Annotated in this window: 19 protein-coding genes; 1 reads left to right on the forward strand and 18 read right to left on the reverse strand. The window is 46.4% G+C overall.

Annotated elements, in window-relative coordinates; translation table 11 throughout:
• Window positions 1–2: 2 nt before the first annotated feature.
• The 11 genes from infB to gpr form a co-directional block, all read right to left on the reverse strand.
• A complete protein-coding gene (gene infB, locus FLB61_RS05785; RefSeq protein WP_221919639.1) occupies window positions 3–2,648 on the reverse strand; it encodes a translation initiation factor IF-2 in 2,646 nt (881 codons plus the stop codon).
• 4 nt (window positions 2,649–2,652) lie between these two features.
• Window positions 2,653–2,985, reverse strand: a complete 333-nt coding sequence (locus tag FLB61_RS05790) for a L7Ae/L30e/S12e/Gadd45 family ribosomal protein (RefSeq protein ID WP_087199047.1) — start codon at window positions 2,983–2,985, stop codon at window positions 2,653–2,655.
• Window positions 2,972–3,247 (reverse strand): RNase P modulator RnpM, encoded by a 276-nt coding sequence (gene rnpM, locus FLB61_RS05795; RefSeq protein WP_087199045.1) that lies wholly within the window; start codon window positions 3,245–3,247, stop codon window positions 2,972–2,974. The genes FLB61_RS05790 and rnpM overlap by 14 nt, the downstream gene beginning before the upstream one ends.
• A complete protein-coding gene (gene nusA, locus FLB61_RS05800) occupies window positions 3,237–4,361 on the reverse strand; it encodes a transcription termination factor NusA (protein WP_087199043.1) in 1,125 nt (374 codons plus the stop codon). The genes rnpM and nusA overlap by 11 nt, the downstream gene beginning before the upstream one ends.
• Window positions 4,362–4,381: 20 nt before the next feature.
• Window positions 4,382–4,849 (reverse strand): ribosome maturation factor RimP, encoded by a 468-nt coding sequence (locus tag FLB61_RS05805; protein ID WP_087199257.1) that lies wholly within the window; start codon window positions 4,847–4,849, stop codon window positions 4,382–4,384.
• A gap of 136 nt (window positions 4,850–4,985) precedes the next feature.
• The gene (gene phnX / locus FLB61_RS05810) at window positions 4,986–5,762 is read right to left on the reverse strand and encodes a phosphonoacetaldehyde hydrolase (protein WP_221919640.1); all 777 of its coding nucleotides are present in this window, start codon (window positions 5,760–5,762) and stop codon (window positions 4,986–4,988) included.
• A gap of 1 nt (window position 5,763) precedes the next feature.
• Window positions 5,764–9,375, reverse strand: a complete 3,612-nt coding sequence (locus tag FLB61_RS05815) for an extracellular solute-binding protein (RefSeq protein WP_221919641.1) — start codon at window positions 9,373–9,375, stop codon at window positions 5,764–5,766.
• Window positions 9,376–9,622: 247 nt separating this feature from the next.
• Window positions 9,623–11,872 (reverse strand): DNA gyrase/topoisomerase IV subunit A, encoded by a 2,250-nt coding sequence (locus FLB61_RS05820; protein ID WP_087199036.1) that lies wholly within the window; start codon window positions 11,870–11,872, stop codon window positions 9,623–9,625.
• 31 nt (window positions 11,873–11,903) lie between these two features.
• On the reverse strand, window positions 11,904–13,826 hold the full coding sequence (locus tag FLB61_RS05825) for a DNA gyrase/topoisomerase IV subunit B (RefSeq protein WP_221919642.1): 1,923 nt from the start codon (window positions 13,824–13,826) through the stop codon (window positions 11,904–11,906).
• A gap of 91 nt (window positions 13,827–13,917) precedes the next feature.
• Window positions 13,918–15,087 carry a stage II sporulation protein P gene (spoIIP, locus tag FLB61_RS05830; protein WP_221919673.1) on the reverse strand — a complete coding sequence of 390 codons (1,170 nt, stop codon included), beginning with the start codon at window positions 15,085–15,087 and terminating at the stop codon, window positions 13,918–13,920.
• A gap of 79 nt (window positions 15,088–15,166) precedes the next feature.
• On the reverse strand, window positions 15,167–16,153 hold the full coding sequence (gpr, locus tag FLB61_RS05835; RefSeq protein WP_221919643.1) for a GPR endopeptidase: 987 nt from the start codon (window positions 16,151–16,153) through the stop codon (window positions 15,167–15,169).
• Window positions 16,154–16,328: 175 nt separating this feature from the next.
• Between gpr and rpsT the strand changes: the two genes are divergently transcribed.
• Window positions 16,329–16,592 (forward strand): 30S ribosomal protein S20, encoded by a 264-nt coding sequence (rpsT, locus tag FLB61_RS05840; RefSeq protein ID WP_087199031.1) that lies wholly within the window; start codon window positions 16,329–16,331, stop codon window positions 16,590–16,592.
• Window positions 16,593–16,727: 135 nt separating this feature from the next.
• Here rpsT and ilvC read toward each other — a convergent pair whose 3' ends face one another.
• The 7 genes from ilvC to FLB61_RS05875 form a co-directional block, all read right to left on the reverse strand.
• Window positions 16,728–17,744 carry a ketol-acid reductoisomerase gene (gene ilvC / locus FLB61_RS05845; protein ID WP_087199028.1) on the reverse strand — a complete coding sequence of 339 codons (1,017 nt, stop codon included), beginning with the start codon at window positions 17,742–17,744 and terminating at the stop codon, window positions 16,728–16,730.
• A 74-nt stretch (window positions 17,745–17,818) separates the two neighbouring features.
• Complete coding sequence (ilvN, locus tag FLB61_RS05850; protein ID WP_087199026.1) at window positions 17,819–18,355, reverse strand: acetolactate synthase small subunit; 537 nt, start codon at window positions 18,353–18,355, stop codon at window positions 17,819–17,821.
• 111 nt (window positions 18,356–18,466) lie between these two features.
• Window positions 18,467–20,275 carry an ABC-F family ATP-binding cassette domain-containing protein gene (locus tag FLB61_RS05855; protein WP_221919644.1) on the reverse strand — a complete coding sequence of 603 codons (1,809 nt, stop codon included), beginning with the start codon at window positions 20,273–20,275 and terminating at the stop codon, window positions 18,467–18,469.
• A gap of 78 nt (window positions 20,276–20,353) precedes the next feature.
• Window positions 20,354–21,088, reverse strand: a complete 735-nt coding sequence (locus FLB61_RS05860; RefSeq protein WP_221919645.1) for an SIR2 family NAD-dependent protein deacylase — start codon at window positions 21,086–21,088, stop codon at window positions 20,354–20,356.
• A gap of 189 nt (window positions 21,089–21,277) precedes the next feature.
• Window positions 21,278–21,502, reverse strand: a complete 225-nt coding sequence (locus FLB61_RS05865; RefSeq protein WP_087199019.1) for a hypothetical protein — start codon at window positions 21,500–21,502, stop codon at window positions 21,278–21,280.
• A 111-nt stretch (window positions 21,503–21,613) separates the two neighbouring features.
• The gene (gene pdxR, locus FLB61_RS05870; protein ID WP_221919646.1) at window positions 21,614–23,011 is read right to left on the reverse strand and encodes a MocR-like pyridoxine biosynthesis transcription factor PdxR; all 1,398 of its coding nucleotides are present in this window, start codon (window positions 23,009–23,011) and stop codon (window positions 21,614–21,616) included.
• Between the two features lie 8 nt (window positions 23,012–23,019).
• Complete coding sequence (locus tag FLB61_RS05875; RefSeq protein WP_087199015.1) at window positions 23,020–24,681, reverse strand: glutamine--tRNA ligase/YqeY domain fusion protein; 1,662 nt, start codon at window positions 24,679–24,681, stop codon at window positions 23,020–23,022.
• Window positions 24,682–25,193 lie beyond the last annotated feature (512 nt).

Here is a 25,193-nt window from a genome sequence, read left to right on the forward strand (position 1 = left end):
TCCTATCTTGGTTTTTCTACCATCTTGAAGGCTTCTACCTGGTCGCCTTCCTTGATATCATTGAATTTCTCAAATACGAAACCACATTCGTATCCTGCTTTTACTTCCTTGACGTCATCTTTAAAACGTTTCAGAGACGCCAGTTTTCCTTCAAAGATCACGATGCCGTCGCGGACAATACGTGCAGAACAGTCTCTCTCAAACACGCCGTCAAGCACATAAGATCCTGCAATGGTTCCGACTCCTGACGCCTTGAATGTCTGGCGAACTTCTGCGTGTCCGAGTACCTTCTCTTCGAATACCGGATCCAGCATACCCTTCATGGCCGCTTCTACATCCTCGATCGCATTGTAGATGACACGGTAGAGACGTACATCCACATTTTCCCGTTCTGCGGACTCTTTTGCCGCCGCATCCGGGCGGACGTTGAATCCGATGATGATGGCGTTGGATGCGGATGCAAGCATCACGTCTGATTCGTTGATGGCTCCTACTCCGCCGTGAATGATCTTCACAACCACTTCCTCGTTGGAAAGTTTCAGAAGACTCTGCTTCATCGCCTCCACGGATCCCTGAACATCGGCTTTTACCACAATGTTGAGTTCCTTTAAGTTTCCTTCCTGGATCTGGCTGAACAGATCGTCCAGAGACATTCTGGACTTTGTCTCTTCCAGCATCTTCACACGGTTCTGAGAGATGAATGTCTCTGCAAAGTTTCTCGCTTCTTTTTCATTTTTGCATCCCACAAAGACTTCGCCTGCATTCGGTACATCGCTGAATCCGAGGATCTCTACCGGCGTGGACGGTCCTGCTTCTTTGACACGTCTTCCCTTGTCATCCATCATGGCACGGACTTTTCCGTATGCAGATCCTGCAGCAATGGAATCTCCGATCCGGAGCGTTCCTTTCTGTACGAGAACAGTAGCCACCGGTCCTTTTCCTTTGTCAAGCTGCGCTTCGATGACAAGACCTCTCGCTCTCCTGTTTGGATTTGCTCTGAGCTCCATCATTTCTGCTGTGAGAAGGATCATTTCCAGAAGTTCTGAAATTCCTTCTTTTGTGTGGGCAGATACCGGAACAAAGATAGTGCTTCCGCCCCAGTCTTCCGGAATCAGCTCATATTCTGTGAGTTCCTGTTTTACACGTTCTATATTGGCGCTTGGCTTGTCGATCTTGTTGATGGCAACGACGATCTCTACACCCGCTGCCTTCGCGTGATTGATGGCTTCCACTGTCTGCGGCATGACACCATCGTCGGCAGCCACGACAAGAACTGCGATATCTGTGGAGCATGCTCCTCTCAGACGCATGGCTGTGAATGCTTCGTGACCAGGCGTATCAAGGAATGTGATGCTTTCTCCATTAATATTGACAACTGACGCACCGATATGCTGGGTAATTCCTCCAGCTTCCCTGTCCGTCACATTCGTGTCACGAATCGCATCCAAAAGGGAAGTTTTTCCGTGGTCTACGTGTCCCATGACACAGACTACCGGCGGACGTTTCTTCATCTTCTTTTCGTCCTCTTCTTCCTCTTTTAAGAGCTCTTCGATCACATCGATTTCTTCTTCCTGTTCGCACAGCACGTCAAATTCCATTGCGATCTCTTCTGCTGTGGCGAAATCGATCTCCTGGTTTACTGTCACGATCTTGCCCTGAAGGAACAGTTTCTTCACGATAGCTGATGGCTGGATCTTCATGGCGTCCGCCAGTTCTTTGATCGTCAGCATCTTAGGGATCGTGATCTGCTTGATCTGTTCTTCCTGTTTTTCCTGTTTCGGCTGCGGTTTTTCCATTACCGGCATGTTGTTTTTCTTGCCTCTGCCCGGCTTCTGGCTCATCTTTCCTTCCCGCTCTTCGTCACGGTCATATTCTTTCTTTTTGTAATTGTCTTTTGATGCCTTTCTCTGCGGCTTCTGTTCTACCACCATCGGTGCCGGAATGGACGGTCCGTTGTTTCTTCCGTCGCGGTCTCCTCTTCCCTGGCGGCCTCCGTCGCGTCTGTCCCCTCTTCTTTCAGAACGGTTTCCTTCCCCGCGGAAATCTCTTCCCTGGCGGCTTCCGTCACGTCCTTCTCCTCTTTGCTCTCTTCTGTCCGGACGGTTTCCTTCTCCGCGGAAATCTCTTCCTCCACGGCCTCCGTCACGTCCTTCTCCTCTTTGTTCTCTTCTGTCCGGACGGTTTCCTTCCCCGCGGAAATCTCTTCCTCCACGGCCTCCGTCACGTCCTTCTCCTCTTTGTTCTCTTCTGTCGGAACGGTTTCGGTCATTGCGGAAATCTCTTCCCTGACGGCTTCCGTCACGTCCTCTCTCCTGAGCATTCATCTCTTTCTTTCCTGTCTCTTTCTCCATTCCTGTCTTCCCTGCCTGTGCAACTCCATTGGTTCTCTGGGCATTTCTGCCACCCTGGCGTCTCTGTCCCCCCTGTGTGTTCTGTGGTCGGAACACCTGCACAATGGTTTTCTTCTTTGGTGCTTCTGCCTGACGGCTTCCGGATGCAAATTTTTTCTTTACATCTTCTACCTGTCCTTCGGTCAGAAAACTCATATGACTTTTGATATCAGCCCCGCCCGCTTTCAGGTAATCCATTATTTCCTTGCTCGTTTTATCTATTTCTTTTGCTAATTCATGTACTCGCACTTTTGACATCAATCTACCTCCTATATGCAATTTCTTTTTCTTTCGTTTCAAGCTGTTTTCTCAGTCCGTCCGCAAACCCGGCGTCGATAACCGCCGTGCAGGTGCGGAATTCTTTTCCCATTGCATGCCCCAAGGTATCTTTATCTCCATAAAAATAGATTGGCACTTCGTAGAAGCTGCACATATTCCGGAATTTTTTCTTTGTATTCTCCGATGCATCTTCTGTCACAATGACCAGGAACGCTGTCCCTGTTTTTACTGCCTGCTCTGTCTGAAACCCGCCGCTCTTTGTCCTTCCGGCTTTTGTGGCAAGACTTAACAGAGACAGGATCTTATCTTGTTTCAATCTGTTCCATCTCCTTTTCCAGCTCCTCGTATACCTCCTTTGGTATCGCCTGTTTAAAGGAGCGCTCAAGTCCTTTGCTCTTGACTGCCTTGTGAAAACATTCTTTTGAGAAGCACAGATAGGCTCCTCTTCCGTTCTTTCTCCCTGTCGTATCGATGAGAAATTCCCCTTCTTTCGTGTGGATGACACGCAGAAGTTCTTTTTTATTTTTCATCTCCCCGCATCCGACACATTTGCGCATTGGGATCTTTTTATTCATCATACTCATCCTCGTAAATATCTTCTTCGTACACGCCCTCTTCCATCGGGAGATCCATGTAGTTTTCCGGAAGTTCCCCGGATTCGATGGCCTGTGTCTCGCTCTTGATATCGATCTTATATCCTGTCAGTCTTGCCGCAAGTCTCGCGTTCTGCCCTTCTTTTCCGATGGCTAGGGAAAGCTGGTAGTCCGGCACGATGACGCTTGCTGTCTTCTCATCCGGATCTGCAGCAACTGAAATAACTTTGGCCGGACTCAGCGCATTTTCGATAAGGATCGCCGGGTTGTCGCTCCAGTTGATGATGTCGATCTTTTCTCCGCGCAGTTCGTTTACTACGGCGTTGACCCTCTGTCCGTTCATTCCGACGCACGCGCCCACCGGATCTACGTCCGGATCATTGGACCAGACAGCGATCTTTGTACGGGAACCTGCCTCCCTTGCGATGCTCTTGATCTCTACTGTTCCGTCTTTTACTTCCGTCACTTCTGCTTCAAAGAGTCGTTTTACAAGTTCCGGATGGGTACGGGAAACAAGGATCTTTGGCCCTTTTGTCGTATTTTTTACTTCCACTACATACAGTTTGATCCTCTCTGTCGGCCGGAACACTTCGCCTTTTACCTGCTCGTTTTCTGTGAGCATCGCATCGGCCTTCCCGAGATCGATGCTGATATTTTTGCCGACATACCGCTGTACGATACCTGTCACAATATCCTTCTCTTTTTCAAAATACTGATCGTAAACGACTTTACGTTCTTCTTCCCTTATCTTTTGGAGGATGAGATTTTTCGCATTTTGCGTCGCGATCCGGCCAAAAGATTTGGAATCGATCGGCACCTGCACGATATCGCCAAGCGCATATTTGGAATCCATCATCTTCGCGTTTACAAGGCTGATCTCTTCTTCCGGATCTTCCACTTCCTCCACTACAGTCTTTTCCGCATAGACGGCGAAATCGCAGGTCTCCCGGTTCATCACGACTTTGATGTTGTCCGCTTTCTTAAAATGGTTCTTGCAGGCATTCATCAGAGAATTTTCAATGGCGTCCAGCATTGTCTCTTTGCTGATATCTTTTTCCTGCTCGAGTATTGTCAGTGCTTCCATTAATTCTGTACTCATTTTTTCGTTTCCTCCTAAACTTAAAAATCAAATGCCAGTCTTATCAGGGCAATGTCTTTTTTATCAAAGGTCATGCTGGATTCGTCCTCGCACCGGATCGTAACCGAATCTTTGTCATAGCTCTCCAGCGTTCCTGTAAAATCCTTCTGGCGGTCGATCATCCGGTATGTCCGGATATCCACCTCTTTTCCAAGGCTTCTCTCAAAATCCCGTTCCTTTTTCAGAGGTCTTCCAAGTCCCGGAGAACTAACCTCCAGAATATAGCTGTCTTCTATAAAATCTTTTTCATCTAATACATCTGAAAGCGAGCGGCTTACCACCTCGCAGTCATTGATGGCGATCCCGCCCGGTTTATCGATGTACGCTCTCAGATACCATGTACTTCCCTCTTTGACGTACTCCACATCCACCAGTTCAAATCCATGAGTCTCGAGGATAGGTATCAGCAGCTCTTCTGTTCTCTGTTCATAGTGTTCTCTTTTTGACAATCCCAACATCCTTTCTCTTGTTTTCCCGGCATGTCTGAAAACTTTCCCATGCACTAAAGAAGAGTGAACGAAACGTCCACTCTTCTGCCGATTTCTTATGTAACTATATGTACTATAACACTCTTTTACGCCAAAATCAAGCATTTTTGCAAAGAATGTCAAGCAAACCACGGATATCACGGATCACATAGTCTGCGCCTGCTTCCATAAATGTCTTCTCCGCCTCTTTGAGTTTCTCTTCTTTTTCAGCGTCAGAAAGTGCTTCGTATTCCTTTTGTGAAAGTCCAAGGACAGAACTTCCTTCCAGAACTCCGACAGATTCCATACCTGCCTGTTTTCCTTCTTTGATATCGGAAACAGTATCTCCGACTTTGATGACCTTACGTACATCGGAAAGTTTCAGCTCTTCCATGTTGCGGAAAATCATATATGGATATGGCCTTCCGGTATTTCCTGTGGAGTTCGGGCTGAACCAGCAGTCCGGCGCATAGCCATTCTCTGCCGCCTTTGGCACAACAATGGTCATCATATCATCCGTGTAGCCGGTGGTAGAACCGATCTTCAGTCCCATTTCTCTGAGTTTTTCTACTGTCTCCACAACGTACGGCTTCGGATCCGCAAAGTTTGGCAGAATCTCGAAGATTTTCTTTTCGCTGAGTTCATAGACTGCATGGACGTCTTCCTCGGTCCAGTCTTTTCCATACTTTTCTCTCCACAGTCCGGCGATCCTTTCTCCCTTCAACATGGTCCGGATATGGTCGATCTTGAGCATCCCCATCGGTCCTCTTACTTCTTCTACTGTCGGTTCGATACCGAACGCTTTAAATGCATCGATAAATGCCTGTACTGGTGCGAAACAACCGTAATCTACCGTCGTGCCTGCCCAGTCAAAGATAACTGCTTCGTATTTCATCTTAGTTTGTCTCCTTTAAAAATTCTGAAATGATGGCGGTAAGTTTTACCATGTCTTCCGGATAGATCTCCCCGATATTTCCGATACGGAAAGTATCTGCATCCGTAACTTTTCCCGGGTAGATCGCATATCCGCGTTCTTTGATGTAATCATACATCTCCTGGAAGGAAAAATGATGATGTTCCGGATAATAGAATGTCGTGATGATCGGTCCCTGTACGTCGGCGCCTACATATGGACGGATTCCAAGCTCTGCCAGGTTTTCGATCAGGATCTTGTTGTTCTTTGCATAACGTTCATGACGCTTTTCGAGAAGGTCGGCTGTCAGTTTTTCTGGATATACCTTCGGATATGCGGACTGGTTGGATGCATTTTCTTCTCCCTCGTAAATCGCAAGCGGGTATGTTTTCTGAAGTTCTGTTCTTCCGTTTTCAATGATGCACTGTGCCATCTCCATTGCTTTGTCTGCTTTTTTGCTGTCTTCTTTGTCAAGTACAGCCACAGATTCTGTCAGGGAGAAGTTTCCTTCTGTAGGATCTACGTAGTCGATCGGAAGTCCTTCCTCTTTGTCCGCAACAGCCTGATGGCGAAGTCCAAATCCTACTGCCACTTCCCCTGCACGTACTTTTTTAAGCGGTGCAGATCCGGAGTCTTCGATATTGTCCCCTGCATTGTCGTAGATTCCTTTCAGAACTTCTTTCGCTCCATCTTCGCCGTACTCACTTACGATGGCCTGGATCAAAAGCCATGCTGTGGATGACGCTTTTACATCTGTCACAGACAGCATACCTTTGTACTGCGGATCCGCAAGATCTTTGATACATGTCGGAGTGTCAAGTCCGTTTTCTTTCAAAAGTTCTGTGTTGACAATGATAGCTCCTTCCTGCTTTGTGATCGGTGCATAGAAAGAAGAACTGTCGTTCTCACTCAGCACAGAGTAATCAAATGTCAGGTCTTTGAACATTTCGTTCTGTTCCTGTGCGCTGTCCAGATAGAAGGAACTCATCGTTACCATGTCTGCTTCCAGGTTTTTTCCTTCCGCGATCAGCTTCCCGCCAAGCTCAGAAGTACCGAATGTCTGGAATACATACTCATTTTCATATCCATTTTCATCCAGCGTTTTTTTCATCGCATCCACTGCTTCTTCGTCTGCATTGGAATAGATGATGACTTTATCGTCGCTGTCCCCCGCTGCTGCATTTCCGCCTGCACATCCTCCAAGAAAAACGGAACCGGCAAGCATACATGCCATAAACATTGCTGTCACACTTTTCATTTTCATTATTTTTTTCTCCTTTTTCACTTTGATATCTGCTTTCTTCCTGCTTGTCAGGAGGTAAAGCACCCCTTTCATACAGAGGTTTGTTAAGAGGATCAAGATAGACAGTACGAAAATCTCATTGAATTTCATGAAGTACTGCAGCTCTTTGATCTTTGTCGTAATGACCATGGTTTTTGCCCCTGCGATAAAGATAACCGCACTGACTGTTACCATCGCATTTACGAAATAATATCCGAACACTTCAAGAAGTGTGGATGTCATATTCGGCGTGATGATGCGGATAAGTGTCTTGCTCCAGGAATCTCCAAGCAGTTTTGCCGTCGCTTCCCATGATGTATTCAGTTTCATCAGCGCATTTTTGATCATCAAATACGGTGTCGAGAAGTAGTGGATCGTATTACAGATGATGATCAGAATGAACGTATTCTGAAGAGAAGTCCCTGAAAATACGAGCATGTACGCGATACCGATGACCATCCCCGGCACTGTGTTTGTCACAAGAGCGGTGCTTTCAATAACCTGTTTTGTGCGCCCTTTCAGATTGCTTCTGGCAGATGCAAGGGCACATCCATATGTAAGAAGAAGTCCTACCACCGCTGTCATAAACGCCACAAACAGTGAGTTTTTATATACTGCCGTCAAGGTATTGTCCTGGAATACCGACTGGAAATGCTCCAGTGTGAACACTGCCCGGTACGGCCATTCTTCGATGAACGGCATAATGAAGATTACCGCAAACACTGCAAACACGCAGAGGAAAACAATTCCTGTCGCCACAGGACAGAGGATGTCCCTGACTTTGTTTTCTTTTAATTCCACAACAGAAATCTTGTTGTACCGGATATTGTACCGTTCCAGGAATTTCAAAAGAGCGATGCTGACAACCGACGGGATCAGCATGATGATCGCCACGACCGCCCCGTTGCTGAAGTTCGGAATACTTCCCAGCATTTCGTTGTACAGCACTGTCGCCACAACTTCGAATTTTCCTCCTACCGATTCCGGGATACCGTAATCCGTAAAGCAAAGGAAAAAACACTGTACGAAAGATGCCGCAAATGTTCCAAGAAGCGGTCTTATGATCGTCTGAAGGAACGTCTTTGCCGGGCTGTCGCCCATGATTCTTGATACTACGATAAACTTTTTGTCAATGTATTCCATTGTGTTGGACAGAAGCATAAAAGATACCGGGAGTGTGTAGATGACATATCCTATCACAAGTCCGTTGAATCCGTATATGTCAAACAACTGTCTTCCAAAAAGTCTTGTCAAAAGCCCCTGTTTTCCAAAAGAATAGATGATCGCAAACCCGTATGTGATGGTCGGCAGGAGCATTGGGAGCTGTGCGGCCAATCGGATGAATTTCTTGTACGGACGCGGTGCATTTGTGTAATGGATCGTGTACGCCAAAAGGAATGCCAAAAGCGTGGCTGCAACTGCACTTGTGACAGAAACCGACATACTGTTTGCCACAGCCGTTCCAAATCCCTTCTGTGAAAGCATCTCGCCGAAATTCGCCAGCGTCACTCCTCCGTCTCCTTCCAAGGCCTGACGAAACAGCACGACCAGCGGCACGAACAGAAACGCCAGAAAGACGATGAGGGCGACAATATATATTCCCTTTATCTCAAGCTGCTTCAGGATAAATGTTTTTACAAATTCTTCTTCCGGCGCGTTGATGATATCTTCCGGTCTTCCGTATTGAGCGATAGTTCCCTGGTTCATGATGCAGACTTTGTCGGAGAGTGTCAGCGCCTCTTCCGGATCGTGTGTGACGATGATCGTCGTGAGATGGTACTCTCTTGCGATTTCCTTGATCTTGCTTTTGATGGATTCCTTGATCACACCGTCGAGAGCACTCAGCGGCTCGTCCAAAAGAAGGATCTTCGGCTTCATGACCATGGTCCTTGCAAGGGCAACTCTCTGTTTCTGTCCGCCGGAGAGCTGTTCAATCTTTTTCCCAAGATGCTCTTTCAGACCGAGAAGTTCGATCAGGCCGGACACTTCCTTGGCTGTCGCAATGTCCTTTTTGTTGCGCAGTCCATATGTAACATTCTGCTGCACATTCAAATTCGGGAACAGAGCATAATCCTGAAATACGATATTAAACCCCCGTTCCTCCATTGGTACATGTAAGATGTCTTCTTCATCAAACCGCATTTCTCCTGCATCTGCCTGTGTAAGCCCAAGTATGATGTTCAAAAGTGTTGTCTTACCGCATCCTGACGGTCCGAGGATAGACACGATTTCCCCGCTGTCGATCTCCAGGTTGATATCCCTTAAAACCGGTACGCCGTCAAACGATTTTTTGATATGTTTCAATTCCAGCATGTGATATGCCCCTTTCCGTATATGTTCTTTTATTTCGCTGCTAGTTGATCTTGTTTTTCCAAGATGTTTTTCTCAAGTCCTTTTATAATAAATATTCCTTCTATCACAGCCGGGTAAATCTTGTGTAAAACCTTCGTAACGCTTTCAATCCATATTGTTAAGTTTTCTTTACAAGGCGGGAAAAATAAAAGCAATGCCCTTTCTGTTCAGACATTGCTTTTTACATTCGCTATTATGTTTGTATCATTTATGTTCGCTGCTTTACTCCCTGAGTGTCTCTCTTTCCGATGCGCAGACGGTTCAGGACCACTTCTTTTTCTTTGTACACTGCCCTTATATCCTCTCCTTCGGAAAATACGAAGGCAGCCTCCACCTCATCTTTTTTCTGCAGCCGAATTCCACGGACCCCGATGGCTCCTTTTTTCTTTTCAGACACTTCCCCTGCCGGGAACCGGAGGAAATATCCGTTTACAGTCTGGAGAACTACATAGTCTGCTCCCTGCACCGGACAGACTGTCCGGAGCTCGTCCTCATCCTGCAGCTTTGTAGCTGCGGTAGTTCGTTTAGAGACAATAAATTCTTTTCCGTCCACCAGTTTGATCATACCGTCCTTCGTGACAAAAAGGAGCTTTTCTTCTCCAAGCAGATCTTCCTGCACGAGAAAGACGATGTCCTCCTTCGTACTGTCAAAGTTGCTCACATTGTCCACCGGCTGTCCTTTATCCCGAAATCGTCCGTGCGGGAGATCCATAACCTTGATCTGGTGCATCCGCCCCTGTCCGGTAAATAGGCAGATCTTTCCGGTATTCATACAGCGGATCACATACCTGTTCTCCGCATCTGCTGCTTCCTTGTTTCTTTCGTAAACCGAAGCGTCTACCGTCTTCGCGTAACCAAAGCGGTCCATCAAAAAAACAACTTCCTGCTCTTCGATCTTCTTTTCCTTTAAAACGATCTCCTCAGCATTTTCCAGGGAAGTCTTTCGTTTTACGGCATATTCTTTTTTCAGCCGATTCAGATCTTCGATGATGACAGACGACATCTCATCGTAATCATTCAGGATTTTCTCGTATCTGGCAATCTTTTCCACTGTCTCCTCATGCTCTTTTACAAGCGCTTCCATCTCCAGCCCGATCAGCTTATAAAGACGCATCTCCAGGATTGCTGTCGCCTGGCGCTCTGTAAAGGAAAGGAGCTTTGCCATCTTTTCGGACACTTTGGTCTTAAAATGGATTGAATCGGTAATGCCGTACATAAGACAAGCCTTGGCATCTTTTACGGAGCGGCTTCCTCTTAAGATTTCGATGATCAGATCGATCACATCACAGGCTTTTATAAGTCCTTCCTGAACTTCCCGCTTCTCCTGCTCTTTCCTGAGCAGGGTCTGATATTTCCGTGTGGCAATCTCAAACTGGAAATCCACATGATGCTCTATGATCCTGCGAAGTCCCATCGTCTCCGGACGCCCGTCTGCCACTGCGAGCATATTGACGCCAAATGTGTCCTCCAGCTTCGTCTTTTTGTAAAGCATATTTTTCAGATTTTCCACATCCGCGTCTTTCTTAACATCGATGACGATCCTGATGCCTTCTTTGGAGGACTGGTTGGAAATATCGACAATGTCCGACGTCTTCTTTGTTTCCACAAGGGCACACACATCGTTTAAAAATTTCCCGATTCCGCTTCCGATCATCGTATATGGGATCTCGGAGATCACAAGACGCTTGCGTCCTCCTTTTCCTTCCTCTGTCTCTACTTTCCCGCGGATCTTGATCTTTCCTGTTCCGGTCTCGTAGATTCCAAGAAGGTCGTCCTGATTGACAACGATCCCCCCTGTAGGGAAGTCCGGTCCTTTGATATATTTCATCAGCTGCTTTGTCGTGATGGCATTGTTTTTCATATAGGCCTTGACAGCATCGATCACTTCACCCAGGTTGTGTGTAGGAATACTGGTGGCCATTCCAACTGCGATCCCCTCCGCACCGTTTACGAGAAGATTCGGAAAACGCACTGGCAGTACTTCCGGCTCTTTCTCCGTCTCGTCAAAGTTCGGCACAAAATTTACAATATCCTTGTCCAGATCGGAAAGAAACGCTTCCTGGGAAATCTTGGCAAGCCTTGCCTCCGTATATCGCATGGCAGCTGCGCCGTCGCCCTCGATGGATCCGAAATTTCCGTGTCCGTCCACAAGTACCATCCCTTTTTTAAATTCCTGTGCCATGACAACAAGGGCATCGTAGATGGAGCTGTCCCCGTGAGGATGATATTTACCCATCGTATCCCCGACGATACGGGCACATTTCCGGTATGGCCTGTCGTAACGGATCCCAAGTTCATACATATCGTAGAGCGTTCTTCTCTGTACCGGTTTCAGGCCGTCCCTCACATCCGGGAGCGCCCTTGAGATGATCACGCTCATGGCGTAGTCGATATACGATTTTTTCATGACATCCGAATATTCCGTCCGAATGATCTGTTCTCTTTCACTCTGGCTCATGTATCTTCCTCACTTCTTCTTTCTATAACAGTTATATATCCAGCTCCGCCTCGCGGGCGTTTTCATAGATAAAAGTCCGTCTCGGGGGTACTTCTGTTCCCATCAGCATCTCCGTCACGCTGGACGCCATCCTTGCGTCCTCGATCTCTACCCGCTTTAAGATCCTTGTCTTCGGATCCAGCGTCGTCTCCCAAAGCTGCTGGGCATCCATCTCCCCGAGCCCTTTGTATCTCTGGAGAGTAAACGGTCCGGTCTGACGTTTCCGGTACCTCTCCAGCGCTTTGTCGTCATACAGATACTCTTCTTTCCCCTTCTTTGGCATAGCCTTGTAAAGAGGCGGCATGGCAATATATACATGGCCCTCGTAGATCAGTTCCGGCATAAAGCGGTAAAAAAGAGTCAGCAGAAGGGTGGAAATATGCGCTCCGTCTACATCTGCATCAGCCATGATGATGATCTTGTCATACCGGAGTTTTGTAATGTCAAAGTCGTTTCCGTACCCTTCGGAAAACCCACAGCCAAAGGCATTGATCATCGTCTTGATCTCAGCATTGGCAAGGACTTTGTCGATACTTGCCTTCTCCACATTGAGTATCTTTCCCCGGATCGGGAGGATGGCCTGGTACATGCGGTCTCTGGCAGTCTTTGCGGATCCGCCGGCAGAATCCCCTTCCACAATGAATATCTCACATTTTTTTGCGTCTCTGCTCTCGCAGTTTGCAAGTTTCCCATTGCTGTCGAAAGAATACTTTTGACGGGTCAGAAGATTCGTCTTTGCCCGTTCTTCCGTCTTCCGGATCTTAGCCGCTTTCTCCGCGCAGGCCAGAACATTCTTCAGCACTTCAAGATTCCTGTCAAAATACCGAACGATCTCTTCGCCTGTCACTTTTCCAACAGCTCTCGACGCATCCTGGTTGTCAAGCTTTGTTTTTGTCTGTCCTTCAAACCGTGGATCCGGATGTTTTACCGAGACAATGGCCGTCATCCCGTTTCGGATATCTGTTCCGGTAAACTTGTCATCCTTCTCTTTCAACACTCCGATCTCTCGCGCATACTGGTTCATGATCGTGGTAAAAGTGGATTTAAATCCGGTAAGATGAGTTCCTCCCTCGGCATTATAAATATTGTTGCAGAAGCCCAGAATATTCTCATGAAACTCCGTGACATACTGGAACACAACTTCCACCTCAATCCCTTCTGCCTCTCCTTTAAAATAGACGGGATCGTGAACTGCTTCACTTTTTTTATTCAGATCTTTTATAAAACCGATCAGCCCGTCCGGCTCATGGTAAGCGATACATTCCTCGGGATCTTTCCGTTTGTCCCTGAAAACGATCGTGAGGGCAGGATTTAAGTACGCCGTCTCGTGAAGCCTGCTTTTGATTTCTTCTTCCCGAAACCTTGTCTTTTCAAAAATCTCCGCATCCGGCAGGAAATTTACTGTTGTCCCGGTCTTTTTTGTCTTCCCGACAACAGGAAGAAGTCCATCCGAAAGCTCAACCACCGGCACTCCTCTTTCATACCGGTCATGGTGGATCGCTCCGTCACGGCTGATCTTGACATCCATATATTCGGAAAGCGCATTGACGACGGAGGAACCAACCCCATGAAGCCCTCCGCTTGTCTTATACGCAGCATCGTCAAATTTCCCGCCCGCATGCAGCGTCGTGTACACGATGCGGGCAGCGGATACTCCTTTTTGATGCATACCGACCGGCACTCCCCGTCCATTGTCAGAGACAGTGGCAGACCCGTCTTTTTCCAGCGTCACTTCGATCCGGTCGCCGTAACCTGCAAGATGCTCATCCACTGCATTGTCAACGATCTCGTACACAAGATGGTTGAGCCCTTTTGTCCCGACACTTCCGATGTACATTCCCGGTCTTTTCCGAACTGCTTCCAGACCTTCCAGTATCGTTATGCTGTCTGCATCATATGTCACATGATTTGCCATTGTATTCTCCCTTTCCATTTTTTCATACTTTTACCAGTGTATCACAAACAGACATTCGATTCAAGGCAAAAGATTTGTGCCTCTTTTCCCCTTATGTGAGTACTCTGGCAAGAGATTCCGCCAGAGGTTCCATGGCATTTTTCATCTCCTGCACGGTGTTTGTCTGGGCACCAGCCTCCACAAGAAGCATCTTCGGCACAAGCTGCATGTTGTACCGATAACCTTTGAGATAGATATTTCGCGTAAAGCCCGGATAATGCTCGTCGGCATCCAGCTTCATCTGAAGAGAAAATGCCAGATTATCCTGGATATACGGGTTGGAAAAATACTGTATATTTCCGTTGGCACGTGTTCTGCAAAGGCCATTGAAATACATAATCTTTGCCGTCGGTTTACCATTTACTTCTGTTACCAGATGCGTATTTTCATTTACCCCATCTCTATGTAAATCGATGACTACTTCAATAGTAGGATTTTCTTTGAGGATTTTCTCCGCCGCAGCTCCGGACAATTCGTACGCCTGGCTTCGATCCAGCTTTCCGTCGATGATGTCGTAGACGCCTCTGTCATGTATCGTCCCTATCTTATACTTTTCATTCAGAAGCTTTGCCAGGTAATCCCCTATCCCCACGATGGAAGTAGAGTCATCCCCCTTTACAGAGTCCACGAATGTTTCCTGGGAATGTGTGTGGTAGATGAGAATTTTCGGTCCATCCATCCCTTTTTGAAACTTCATGTCTTTTGCCAGAAGATTTTTCGCATTAAGCTCCTCGGGGCTTGTCATCGTTGTACTGTCGATCGTATAGTAGTGGCTCGTCAGATATTCATAGTCATTCAGCTTTTCCCTGTCCACTTTGGCTTGCTGACTCGTCTCCTTGGGCTGCTCCTCTGTAGTCTCCTGATTTTTCTCGATCAGCTTTCCGTTTTCATCTACTTCATTTTCATCTTCCGCCTCTTTTTTCAGAAGCATCTCGTACGTTTCCATATCCTCTATCTCTGTCTCCGTCACTTCTTCTGCATTCACATAATCCCCAAGAGGCACCATCTGCATAGCCTGGCTTGTGACCCATTCTTTCATGTCCCTCCCACCTTGCTTTCCATAATAGACGAGGGCCGGAAAAACCATGTTCTCCGCACCCTCCTGTGCTGCCCGTCCTATCCTGTCTCTCATATTATCCCATACGTTCTGGCTGCCGCCAAGGATGATATATCCGCTCACTGCGCACAATGCCCCTCCTACGAGGAGATTATGAAACCGCATTTTCCGATCCAAACGCCTCACTCCGCTTTCTGTATCCATGTTTTCCGTGTCTTAACACTATATGTCCGGCTGTTCCGTTTTATTCCGCCGGTTCCTTTCCTGCAAAAAGCATATTGAGCCCCTCTGAGATGGTAAAACTGATCCGTTTTACCGTATCGTCAATATCTTTTGGCGTCACAAACATTCCATTGAGATGGGGAGATATCAGCTCTCTCACAAGCTCATACTTTTCAGCTGCATGATATCCCTGAAGGACGACGCCAACTCCTTTTAACGCTTCGGAGTGCTCCATCTCTTCCATGAGATTTTCCATCGCGTCATTGACGATCGTGGCCGCATCCACCACAGTAGGAACACCGATGGCGATGACCGGGACTCCCACGCTTTCCTGTGTGATAGCATTCCTGTGATTACCCACTCCGGATCCCGGATTGATGCCGGTGTCCGCGATCTGGATCGTCCTGTTCAGGCGTTTGGAGTTTCTGGCCGCCAGGGCATCCACCGCAATGATCACATCCGGATCCGTCTCTTTTACAACGCCCCTGATGATCTCCACCGTCTCCATTCCTGTCTGTGCCATTACCCCAGGGACCAGCGCACTGATCAATGTGACTTCTTCTTTCCCCATGGCATATTTCCCGTATTCCTTTACGATATGTCTTGTGATGTTGAGATTATCAGCCACATAAGGCCCGAGGGCATCCGGCGTCACATTCCGGTTTCCAAGACCGATGATCAGAACAGACCAGTCTTCCCCTCTTTTTTTACAGTTTTTTCCGTTCATCAGTTTCTTTATACAGTCTGCGATCTTTTCGGAAATCTCACTGTGATACTCTTCATCCGGCACCGCCATATTCGGCGCTTCCATCGTGATATATGTCCCTGCCGGCTTGCCCATCGTCTTTGCCCCGTTTTCCGTCTGGATCCGCACAGTCGTCGTCTTCACTTCCCATTCTTCGTCATATTCTTCTTCCAGGACAACTCCCTGTACCTCCACGTTTTCTTCTTCAAACCGTTCCTTGTCCTCCAATGCAAGATCCGTCCGGATACTGTACTTTTCAACCATGATATTCCCTCGCTTACTTTTTTCATTTCCCCTTAGTTTCTCAAAAAAAAATGGAAATATGTATTGACATAATATATTTCCTGGACTAAAATGAATGAGTATGCTTCGTCAGGACGTCCGTGTCCGGACCTGACGAGAACGAGAAACGAATTTGCCAAGGTTGGAGGTGTAGGTCATGGCTAACATTAAATCCGCAAAGAAAAGAATTTTAGTTGCTGAAACTAGAACTGCCAGAAATAAAGCTATCAAATCTAAAGTAAAAACTTGCGTGAAAAAAGTGGAAACAGCTGTTGCTAAGAATGATGCTGCTGCTGCAAAAGAAGCACTGAGCGTTGCAATTTCTGAAATCAACAAAGCTGGCGGAAAAGGAGTATACCACAAAAATACATGTGGAAGAAAGATTTCCCGTCTCACAAAAGCTGTTAACTCTATCGCGTAATCCATATAGTGATATAGTATGACAAAAAAGAAAGAACAGTCTCAAACCGTCAGAGCCTGTTCTTTTTTTGATGGTAAACAGGCGCAGAAGCAACGTTGTCTTCTGCGCCTGGCTTTATCATCTTATTTCTTTCTGTTAGTTGTTGATCAGCTTGTCATCTTCAGCCCAGCTGTAAAGTTTCCTCAGTTCAGCTCCTACGACTTCAGATTCATGCTGAGCGCCTTTTGCTCTCATAGCATGGAAGTGAGGTGCCCCAATCTTGTTTTCCAGCAGCCAGTCTTTTGCAAATGTTCCATCCTGGATATCTGCAAGAATCTTCTTCATCGCTTTCTTTGTATCTTCTGTGATAATCTTCGGTCCTGTAATGTAATCGCCATATTCCGCTGTGTTGGAGATAGAGTATCTCATTCCTGCAAATCCGCTCTGGTAGATCAGATCAACGATAAGTTTCATTTCATGGATACATTCAAAGTATGCATTTTCTGCCGGATATCCTGCTTCCACCAAAGTCTCAAATCCAGCCTGCATAAGGGCAGATACACCACCACAGAGAACTGCCTGTTCTCCGAAGAGGTCTGTCTCTGTCTCGATCTGGAATGTACTTGTAAGAAGACCTGCTCTCGCACATCCGATGGCAGCACCGTATGCCAAAGCGAGATCAAGAGCTTTGCCTGTGGCATCCTGTTCTACACATACAAGAGCCGGAACGCCCTGTCCGTCCACATATGTACTTCTTACTGTGTGGCCCGGAGCTTTCGGTGCGATCATGGCAACATCCACATTTGCCGGAGGTTTAATCTGTCCGAAATGTACGGCAAAGCCATGCGCAAACATGAGCATCTTGCCTTCTTCCAAATTTGGCTCGATATCTTTTTTATACATATCAGCCTGCAGTTCATCGTTGATCAGGATCATGATGATATCAGCCCATTTTGCAGCTTCCTGATTTGTCATGACTTTGACGCCCTGTGCTTCTGCTTTGGCTTTTGATTTACTTCCTTCATAAAGGCCGACAGCCACATCACATCCGGATTCCTGCAGGTTTAATGCATGTGCATGCCCCTGGCTTCCGTATCCGATCACAGCGATCTTTTTTCCTTCCAGCAAAGATAAATTGCAGTCTTCCTGATAGTAAATTTTTGGTTTGTTCATTTCTAATCTCCTCCTGATTTCTGAAATTATATTCGTCAAAGGGCTTCCCCTTCAGCTTTGCTGCATATTACAGTCTACAGTCCTTCATACTCTGCTTTCTTCCTCATGATCTCATCAGCGTCCGTCACATCCTGGCTTCCTCTGGAGAGTCCGGTAATTCCGGTCCTTGCAAGTTCCAGGATCTCATACCCATCCAGAAGATTCAAAAATGCTTCGATCTTTGACTGAGCCCCGGTAAGCTCGATGATGAGGGATTCCTTCTCCACATCGATAATCTTAGCACGGAAAACGTCCGCTGTAGCGATGATTCCCGGACGCATCGCCGCATCCGCTTTGATCTTTACGAGAATCAGCTCTCTGTATACCGATTCCTCATCTTTCAGAAGCTTGATTTCGATCACATCCTCCAGCTTTCTTACCTGCTTCTCAATCTGTGAAAGAATCATTTCATCTCCGCTTGCCACAACCGTAATTCTTGTAAAACGGTCATCCGCCGTGACACCCGCCGTGATACTGTCAATACTGTACCCACGTCTGCTGAACAGCCCGGCGATCCGGCTCAATACACCCGGTGTATTATCCACCAGCAAAGAATAAACCTGTTTCCTCATAAACTTACCTCCACTTTCATTTTCAAAAACAGAGTGCGTTCTGTTTTTTTATTGTAACAACGAATCACACTTTTGTCAAGTAAAGAAATAAAGAAAAAACAAACTTTTCTTTTATTTTTCTTCTTTCTGTCTCTCTATTTTCTCCGCCAGGTCATTCAGGTAGACCCAGCGCTCCATTTTTTCTTCCAGTGCCTGCTCTGCCTTTTCTTTCTCTTTGGAAAGCTCGGACAGACGGAGGGAATTGGTGGCATTTGCCATCATATCCTGATCGATCTGCTGGATTTTTTCTTCGAGATTGGCGATGTCTCCATCGATCGTCTCGTACTCTTTTTGCTCTTTGAATGTAAATTTCAGCTTGGCCGGGCGATTCTGTTTCCACGTTTTTACACTGTCTTTCTTTTCTTTTTGTCCTTGTTTTTCTCCTTCCTTTTCAGCCTCGGCCTTCCAGGTGCTTCTCTTTTCCCTGGCTTCCAGATAGTCGGTATACCCTCCTTCGTACTGAACAAGATGCCCTCCATCTCCAATCTCAAAAATACGGTCCGCGATATTGTCCAGAAAATACCGGTCGTGGGACACGGCGATGACAATGCCGGAAAATGAATTCAGGTAGTCTTCCAGAATTGTGAGGGTCGGTATATCCAGATCGTTGGATGGTTCATCGAGGAGGAGGACATTGACCTGACGTATCAGGATGCTCAAAAGATAAAGCCTTCTTTTCTCCCCTCCTGACAGCTTCGACACCGGTGTGTACTGCATCTCCGGCGTAAATAAAAACCGTTCCAACATCTGGGAGGCACTGATTCTGCCTTCTTTTGTCTGGACGTACTCTCCGATATCCCGTATGTAATCGATCACTCTTTTGTCTTCATCCATATCTGGAACTTCCTGGGCAAAATATCCGATTTTTATCGTTTCCCCAATATCCACTTCTCCGCTGTCAGGTGCTATCTCCCCTGCGATCATCCGAAGGAGGGTAGATTTGCCGCATCCGTTCGGACCGATAATCCCCAGACGCTGATTTCTAAGAACGATATAATCAAAATCGTTTATGACTGTTCTGTCCCCGTAACTTTTTGTGATATGCTTCAGCTCAATCGTCTTCTTTCCCATCCTCGTCTCTGCCGCATCCATCTCCACCGCCTGATCTGCCAGTGGAGCTCTGCCGTTCTTCAAAGCCTCCAGCCTGTCAAGCCTTGCCCTCTGTTTGGTAGTTCTGGCACGGCATCCTCTTTTTGCCCACTCCATTTCCATACGAAGGATACTCTGGCGTTTCCGTTCTGAGGCAAGCTCTCTTTCTTCACGCTCCGCCTTGAGCTCCAGGAATCGTGAATAGTTGGCCTCATAGCTGTAAAACTGCCCCCGGCTGATCTCCAAGATGCGGTTTGACACTTTATCGAGAAAATAGCGGTCATGTGTAACCATGAGTATAACTCCTCTGTAATTTTTCAAATAGTTTTCCAGCCACACGATCATCTCATCATCCAGATGGTTCGTCGGTTCGTCCAGAAGAAGCAGATCGAAATCTTCCGCAAGCACTTTGGCAAGGGCTGCCCTTCTTCTCTGTCCTCCGGATAAAGTTTTCATCTTTGCCTGAAAATCCATGATCCCAAGGCGAGTCAGATTGCTCTGCACGATCCAGGCATCTTCCTTCCCATCGGAGGCATAGGTAAGCACGGTATCCTCCGGTTCAAATACCGGGCTCTGGGAAAGGTAGGCGATCTTCAGTCCATTCTGCCTTACGATCTGTCCTCCATCCGGCTCTTCTTCCCCTGCGATCATCCGAAGGAGCGTAGATTTTCCTGTCCCGTTGATGCCGATGATCCCGACCTTGTCTCCTTCCTGCACCCCAAAAGACGCATCATCAAAAATCATTTTATCTCCAAATAGTTTGCTGATATGTTCCAAGTTCAAGATATTCATGTTACTACTCCTCGTCTGTATTGCTTTTTCCAAAAGAAGAAGGCACTGATTTGACAGTGCCTTCCTCCACTTACTTTTTTAGTATCCCAATTCAGGCAGGATGTTCCTTGGCTCATCGTAGATGACCAGATCCGCCTTGTCGTCCATCAAGGTTGGTTTGGTATGTATGACAACAATCCTGCTGCCCTCAAAACAACGGACGTAATTGTGAAAAACTTCCGAACTCAGCGACGTCCCAAGCAAAAGAAGCACGTCACACTTTTCGATCTCTTCCAGCGTCCGCGAGAGTTTATCACTATCCAGCATCTCTCCGAAAAACGAAACTCCCGGCCGTACTACTCCGTGACAGTCTTCACAATACGGAATCTTCGGCGCATTCTTGATATATTCCAACGAATATTCTTTATGGCACCGCATGCATTTATTTCTGTAAATGCTGCCATGCAGATCGATGACATTTCTGCATCCGCCCCGCTCGCTCAGTTCATAGATATTGCTTGTTATAATGCATTTAAGCTTTCCTGCTTTTTCCATAGCTGCCAGGGTTTTCACGGATTCCGTCGGTTCAAGTTCTACAAGGATCTCATTTTTATAAAACTCGAAAAACATTTCTGTCCTCGTATTAAAAAATGCATCCGTGTACAGATATTCCGGTGATCTTCCGTATTTTTCTTCAATCTCATACGCCGCATTCTGATCCTTCAAAGAGTGGAAGCCACATTCTTCCAACATTCCGGAACCACAAAGAACAACCACATACTGCCCTTGATCCACAATTTCTTTCAAAATATCCAGTTTGCTCTTCTCCTGCATGGAACCCCTCCCTTTCGGCCATGCGGGCCATCCGTATGTCCGATGACCTTTTTATTTATTATACTATATGGATTTATGCGATACAAGCTGGATTTCCTCTTTTGTCTCTGTTTTCACATACGATACAAAAAAGGACAGCCAAAGCCATCCTTGTTCTTTGTGTCAACAGTAAATCCTGTGTTTTCCCATTTACGCAAGATATTCACTCAGCTCGTTGACTTCTGTATCATCTGCATCGTGCATGATCATCTTGATTGGTTTGGAAAGATCCAGGCTCAGGATTCCAAGGAACGATTTCCCGTCGATCGTCATTCTTCCCTGAATCAGATCAAAGTCTCCGTCCATACGTCTTAAGATGCTGTTCAATCCTTTGGCCTTTTCCATAGAATTGATACTTACATATACTTCTCTCATCGCTTTTCTCCTGTGAATCTATTAATATATTCTGTCCCGCACATCGTGCAGCCATGTTATTATACCCTTTTCCTGTGGTTTTTTAAAGCCATTTTTTATCTTTTTTGCACATTATGGGATCCAAATCTTTTTCAGGATCTCCACCGCTTCCACAATCTTTTTTTCCTCCAGATTTGCATATCCTAAAATCACAGATGCTTTCCCTCTTTTCTGCTCTCTGGCATCGTAAGATGACAGCCCGCAGACTCGGATCCCCTGCTCTTTGGCCTGTCTGATCAGTTCCTCCTCAGTTCGTCCGTCGTCAAATGTCAGAAGGAGATGAACTCCTGCATTTTCCCCGGAGATCCTGCAGATCCGTGAAAAAGGTTTCAGACATCCGAGGAGTATATCGTGTCTGCTTTTATAAATAGCGCGCATCCGGTTCAAATGTCTTTCGTAATGTCCGTCTTCTATAAATTTCTGAAGAATCATCTGATCCACACGGGACACTGTTGGATTGATAAACCGGCACGTTTCTCGATAAACTTCCAAAAGCGGCAGCGGCAAAACCATATAGCTCATCCTTATGGCAGGGGCAATGGATTTTGAGAACGTTCCAAGGTAGATGACCTTCTCCTCCATATCAAATCCTTTCAGCGCCGGGATTGGTTTTCCTTTATACCTGAATTCGCTGTCATAGTCATCCTCGATGATAAAGCGCCCTTCTTTCTCTTTTGCCCAGGAAAGCAGTTCCATCCTCCGCCGGATCGGCATGACGATTCCCAGTGGATACTGATGAGAAGGCATAACGTAGGCAATATCCGCATCCATCTTCCGAAGCTTTTCCACTTCCATCCCGCTTTTGTCCATGTCTACTGTACAGACAGGATAGCCGAGTCTCCCAAAGAGACGGTAAGCCTGTTTGTATGTGGGATTTTCAAAAGCTGCTTTATGCCCATTTCCAAGAATAGCGTGGAGAAGAAACAGCATATAATCGTTTCCAGCCCCCACAATGATCTGTTCAGGAGTACAGTTGACGCCCCGCGCCTGATGCAGGTAAGCCGCGATCACATTTCGGAGTCCATATTCTCCCTGTGGATCTCCAAGCCGGAATAATTCCGCCCTGTCTTCGCACAGCACATCTTTGGAAAGCTTTCTCCAGACATGATAAGGAAATTTCTTGAGATCGACCCCGTTGGGAGAAAAGTCATACATGCATGTCTCCTTTTTCTCCCCGCCTTCCCTTCGAGGCTCCCGAATCGCCTGAATCTGGTAGAGATCTTCCACTTCCATAACAAAAAATCCTTTGTACGGAACGGACTCGATATAGCCTTCCGACAAAAGCTGCTCGTAGGCAAGCTCCACTGTACTTCTGCTGACTTCCAGGTATTTTGCAAGAGAACGGGTGGAAGGGAGTTTTTCCCTTGCGGGGATCTGTCCTCTCTGAATGTCATTCTTGATATAGTTATAAATCTGTTCATACAAAGGAGCCCCGGAACGGGACTCCAGATGAATAGTCAATTCGTTCATGATTCTTTCTATTTTGGCAGTTTAAAAGAACTTTTCAGTGATACGATACGGTTGAACACAAGAGCGTCCGGCCTGGAATCTCTTGCATCCACACAGAAATATCCCTGGCGTACAAACTGGAAGCTGTCGTATGCTTTCGCACCCTGGAAATTCGGTTCCACAAAACATTTTCTCGTCTGCAGGGAATTCGGATTCAGATTTAATGAACCGTCTTCTTTATTGTATACGCCTTTTTCCTCGTCTATGAGATTCTCATAAAGCCGCACTTTGGCTTCCACAGCGTACGGAGCCGGTACCCAGTGAATCGTTCCTTTTACTTTCCGTCCGGTAAATCCGCTTCCGCACTTTGTCTCCGGATCATATGTGCAGTGTACGACTGTCACATTTCCGTCTTCATCTTTTTCACATCCTGTACAGGTCACAAAATATGCGTTCATGAGACGGACTTCATTTCCCGGGAAAAGACGGAAATACTTTTTCGGAGGTTCTTCCATAAAGTCTTCCCTCTCGATATAGAGTTCCCTGCAGAATGGGACCTTCCTTTTTCCCAGCTCCGGATTCTCCAGATTGTTGTCCGCTTCCAGATATTCCACTTCCCCTTCCGGATAATTGTCGATGACCAGTTTGACCGGATCGAGCACTGCCATCATACGTGGTCTTTTCAGCTTGAGGTCTTCGCGGATACAGTATTCAAGCATCGCGTAATCCACAGAGCTCTGGGCCTTGGAAACCCCGCACAAATCCACGAACATCTTGATGGATTCCGGTGTGAATCCCCTCCTTCTGAGAGCTGCGATAGATACAAGACGCGGATCATCCCATCCGTCTACGATGCCTTCTTCCACCAGCTTTTTGATATACCGCTTGCCAGTCACAACATTTGTAAGGTAAAGTTTTGCAAACTCGATCTGTCTCGGCCCATGGTCAAACTCACACTCTCTGACAACCCAGTCATACAGCGGGCGGTGATCTTCAAATTCCAGCGTACAGATGGAGTGCGTGATCTTCTCCACGGCATCTTCGATCGGATGTGCAAAATCGTACATCGGGTAGATGCACCATTTGTCTCCTGTATTGTGATGTGTCATATGTGCCACACGGTACAGGATCGGGTCCCTCATATTGATGTTCGGGGAAGCCATATCGATCTTGGCCCGGAGTACTTTCTCTCCGTCTTTGTACACTCCGTTTTTCATATTTTCAAACAGTTCCAGATTTTCCTCCACAGAACGGTTCCTGTACGGACTTTCTTTTCCCGGCTCTGTGAGTGTCCCTCTGTATTCTCTGATCTCATCCGGCGTCAAGTCACAGACATACGCTTTTCCCTTCTTGATAAGCTTTACAGCACATTCATACATCTGTTCGAAATAATCGGAAGCAAAGTATAAATGATCTTCCCAGTCTGCTCCAAGCCACTTGATATCTTCTTTGATAGATTCCACGAATTCCATTCTCTCTTTTGTCGGATTTGTATCATCAAAACGCATATGGAATTCGCCATTGTATTTCTTTGCAAGTCCATAATTCAGGAGAATGGATTTCGCATGGCCGATGTGCAGGTACCCATTTGGCTCCGGCGGAAACCTCGTGCACACATGGTCATAAACTCCTTCCCTGAGATCTTTGTCTATTTCCTGTTCAATAAAATTTTTGGATTCCGTTGTCTCCATAAAGCCCTCCTCTAGGATTTATTTTTCATAGCTGTTTGCGCAATTTCGTAATTTTTATCTTACCATAAAAAAGATATAAGGACAAGCAAAAAAGAAGGGATACAGCCCACGCACCTATCACAACAAACCCATAACGCACAAGCTCTCTTTGGAAACACGTTCTGAAAAGCTGATATATTTTTTGATCTCCCCACACATTTTCGCTAAAAAACATCCGGACTTCATCTGCATAAAATTTCACATCCAGAATTTGTTGAGGCGGGAGAAATTCTCTCGGAATGTCCAGCCTTCCTATCAAATAATAGGAAAAAACAAGCCAGACTGCAAAGAGAATAATCCCTTTTCCTCCTTGTATCCAACTTTTCATTTTTATTATCCATATTTTAAAATTTTTCCTTTATCCATTCAATTGTTATCTGTTATATTATTATTTTAAGGAAAATTGCGCGTCTTTTTTTTACTTTCATAAACGTTTTTTCCTTTTCTTGCTTTTTCTTCCCTCCGGGAATTAT

The organism is Sellimonas caecigallum, from assembly GCF_019754295.1.
Lineage (GTDB): Bacteria > Bacillota > Clostridia > Lachnospirales > Lachnospiraceae > Sellimonas > Sellimonas caecigallum.

What these genes read in the sequence shown, in the direction of transcription:
- infB (WP_221919639.1), bottom strand. Translation starts at nt 2,648, where the DNA reads ATGTCAAAAGTGCGAGTACATGAATTAGCAAAAGAAATAGATAAAACG.
- rnpM (WP_087199045.1), bottom strand. Translation starts at nt 3,247, where the DNA reads ATGATGAATAAAAAGATCCCAATGCGCAAATGTGTCGGATGCGGGGAG.
- nusA (WP_087199043.1), bottom strand. Translation starts at nt 4,361, where the DNA reads ATGAGTACAGAATTAATGGAAGCACTGACAATACTCGAGCAGGAAAAA.
- phnX (WP_221919640.1), bottom strand. Translation starts at nt 5,762, where the DNA reads ATGAAATACGAAGCAGTTATCTTTGACTGGGCAGGCACGACGGTAGAT.
- FLB61_RS05815 (WP_221919641.1), bottom strand. Translation starts at nt 9,375, where the DNA reads ATGCTGGAATTGAAACATATCAAAAAATCGTTTGACGGCGTACCGGTT.
- FLB61_RS05820 (WP_087199036.1), bottom strand. Translation starts at nt 11,872, where the DNA reads ATGAGCCAGAGTGAAAGAGAACAGATCATTCGGACGGAATATTCGGAT.
- FLB61_RS05825 (WP_221919642.1), bottom strand. Translation starts at nt 13,826, where the DNA reads ATGGCAAATCATGTGACATATGATGCAGACAGCATAACGATACTGGAA.
- spoIIP (WP_221919673.1), bottom strand. Translation starts at nt 15,087, where the DNA reads ATGCGGTTTCATAATCTCCTCGTAGGAGGGGCATTGTGCGCAGTGAGC.
- gpr (WP_221919643.1), bottom strand. Translation starts at nt 16,153, where the DNA reads ATGGTTGAAAAGTACAGTATCCGGACGGATCTTGCATTGGAGGACAAG.
- rpsT (WP_087199031.1), top strand. Translation starts at nt 16,329, where the DNA reads ATGGCTAACATTAAATCCGCAAAGAAAAGAATTTTAGTTGCTGAAACT.
- ilvC (WP_087199028.1), bottom strand. Translation starts at nt 17,744, where the DNA reads ATGAACAAACCAAAAATTTACTATCAGGAAGACTGCAATTTATCTTTG.
- ilvN (WP_087199026.1), bottom strand. Translation starts at nt 18,355, where the DNA reads ATGAGGAAACAGGTTTATTCTTTGCTGGTGGATAATACACCGGGTGTA.
- FLB61_RS05855 (WP_221919644.1), bottom strand. Translation starts at nt 20,275, where the DNA reads ATGAATATCTTGAACTTGGAACATATCAGCAAACTATTTGGAGATAAA.
- FLB61_RS05860 (WP_221919645.1), bottom strand. Translation starts at nt 21,088, where the DNA reads ATGCAGGAGAAGAGCAAACTGGATATTTTGAAAGAAATTGTGGATCAA.
- FLB61_RS05865 (WP_087199019.1), bottom strand. Translation starts at nt 21,502, where the DNA reads ATGAGAGAAGTATATGTAAGTATCAATTCTATGGAAAAGGCCAAAGGA.
- pdxR (WP_221919646.1), bottom strand. Translation starts at nt 23,011, where the DNA reads ATGAACGAATTGACTATTCATCTGGAGTCCCGTTCCGGGGCTCCTTTG.
- FLB61_RS05875 (WP_087199015.1), bottom strand. Translation starts at nt 24,681, where the DNA reads ATGGAGACAACGGAATCCAAAAATTTTATTGAACAGGAAATAGACAAA.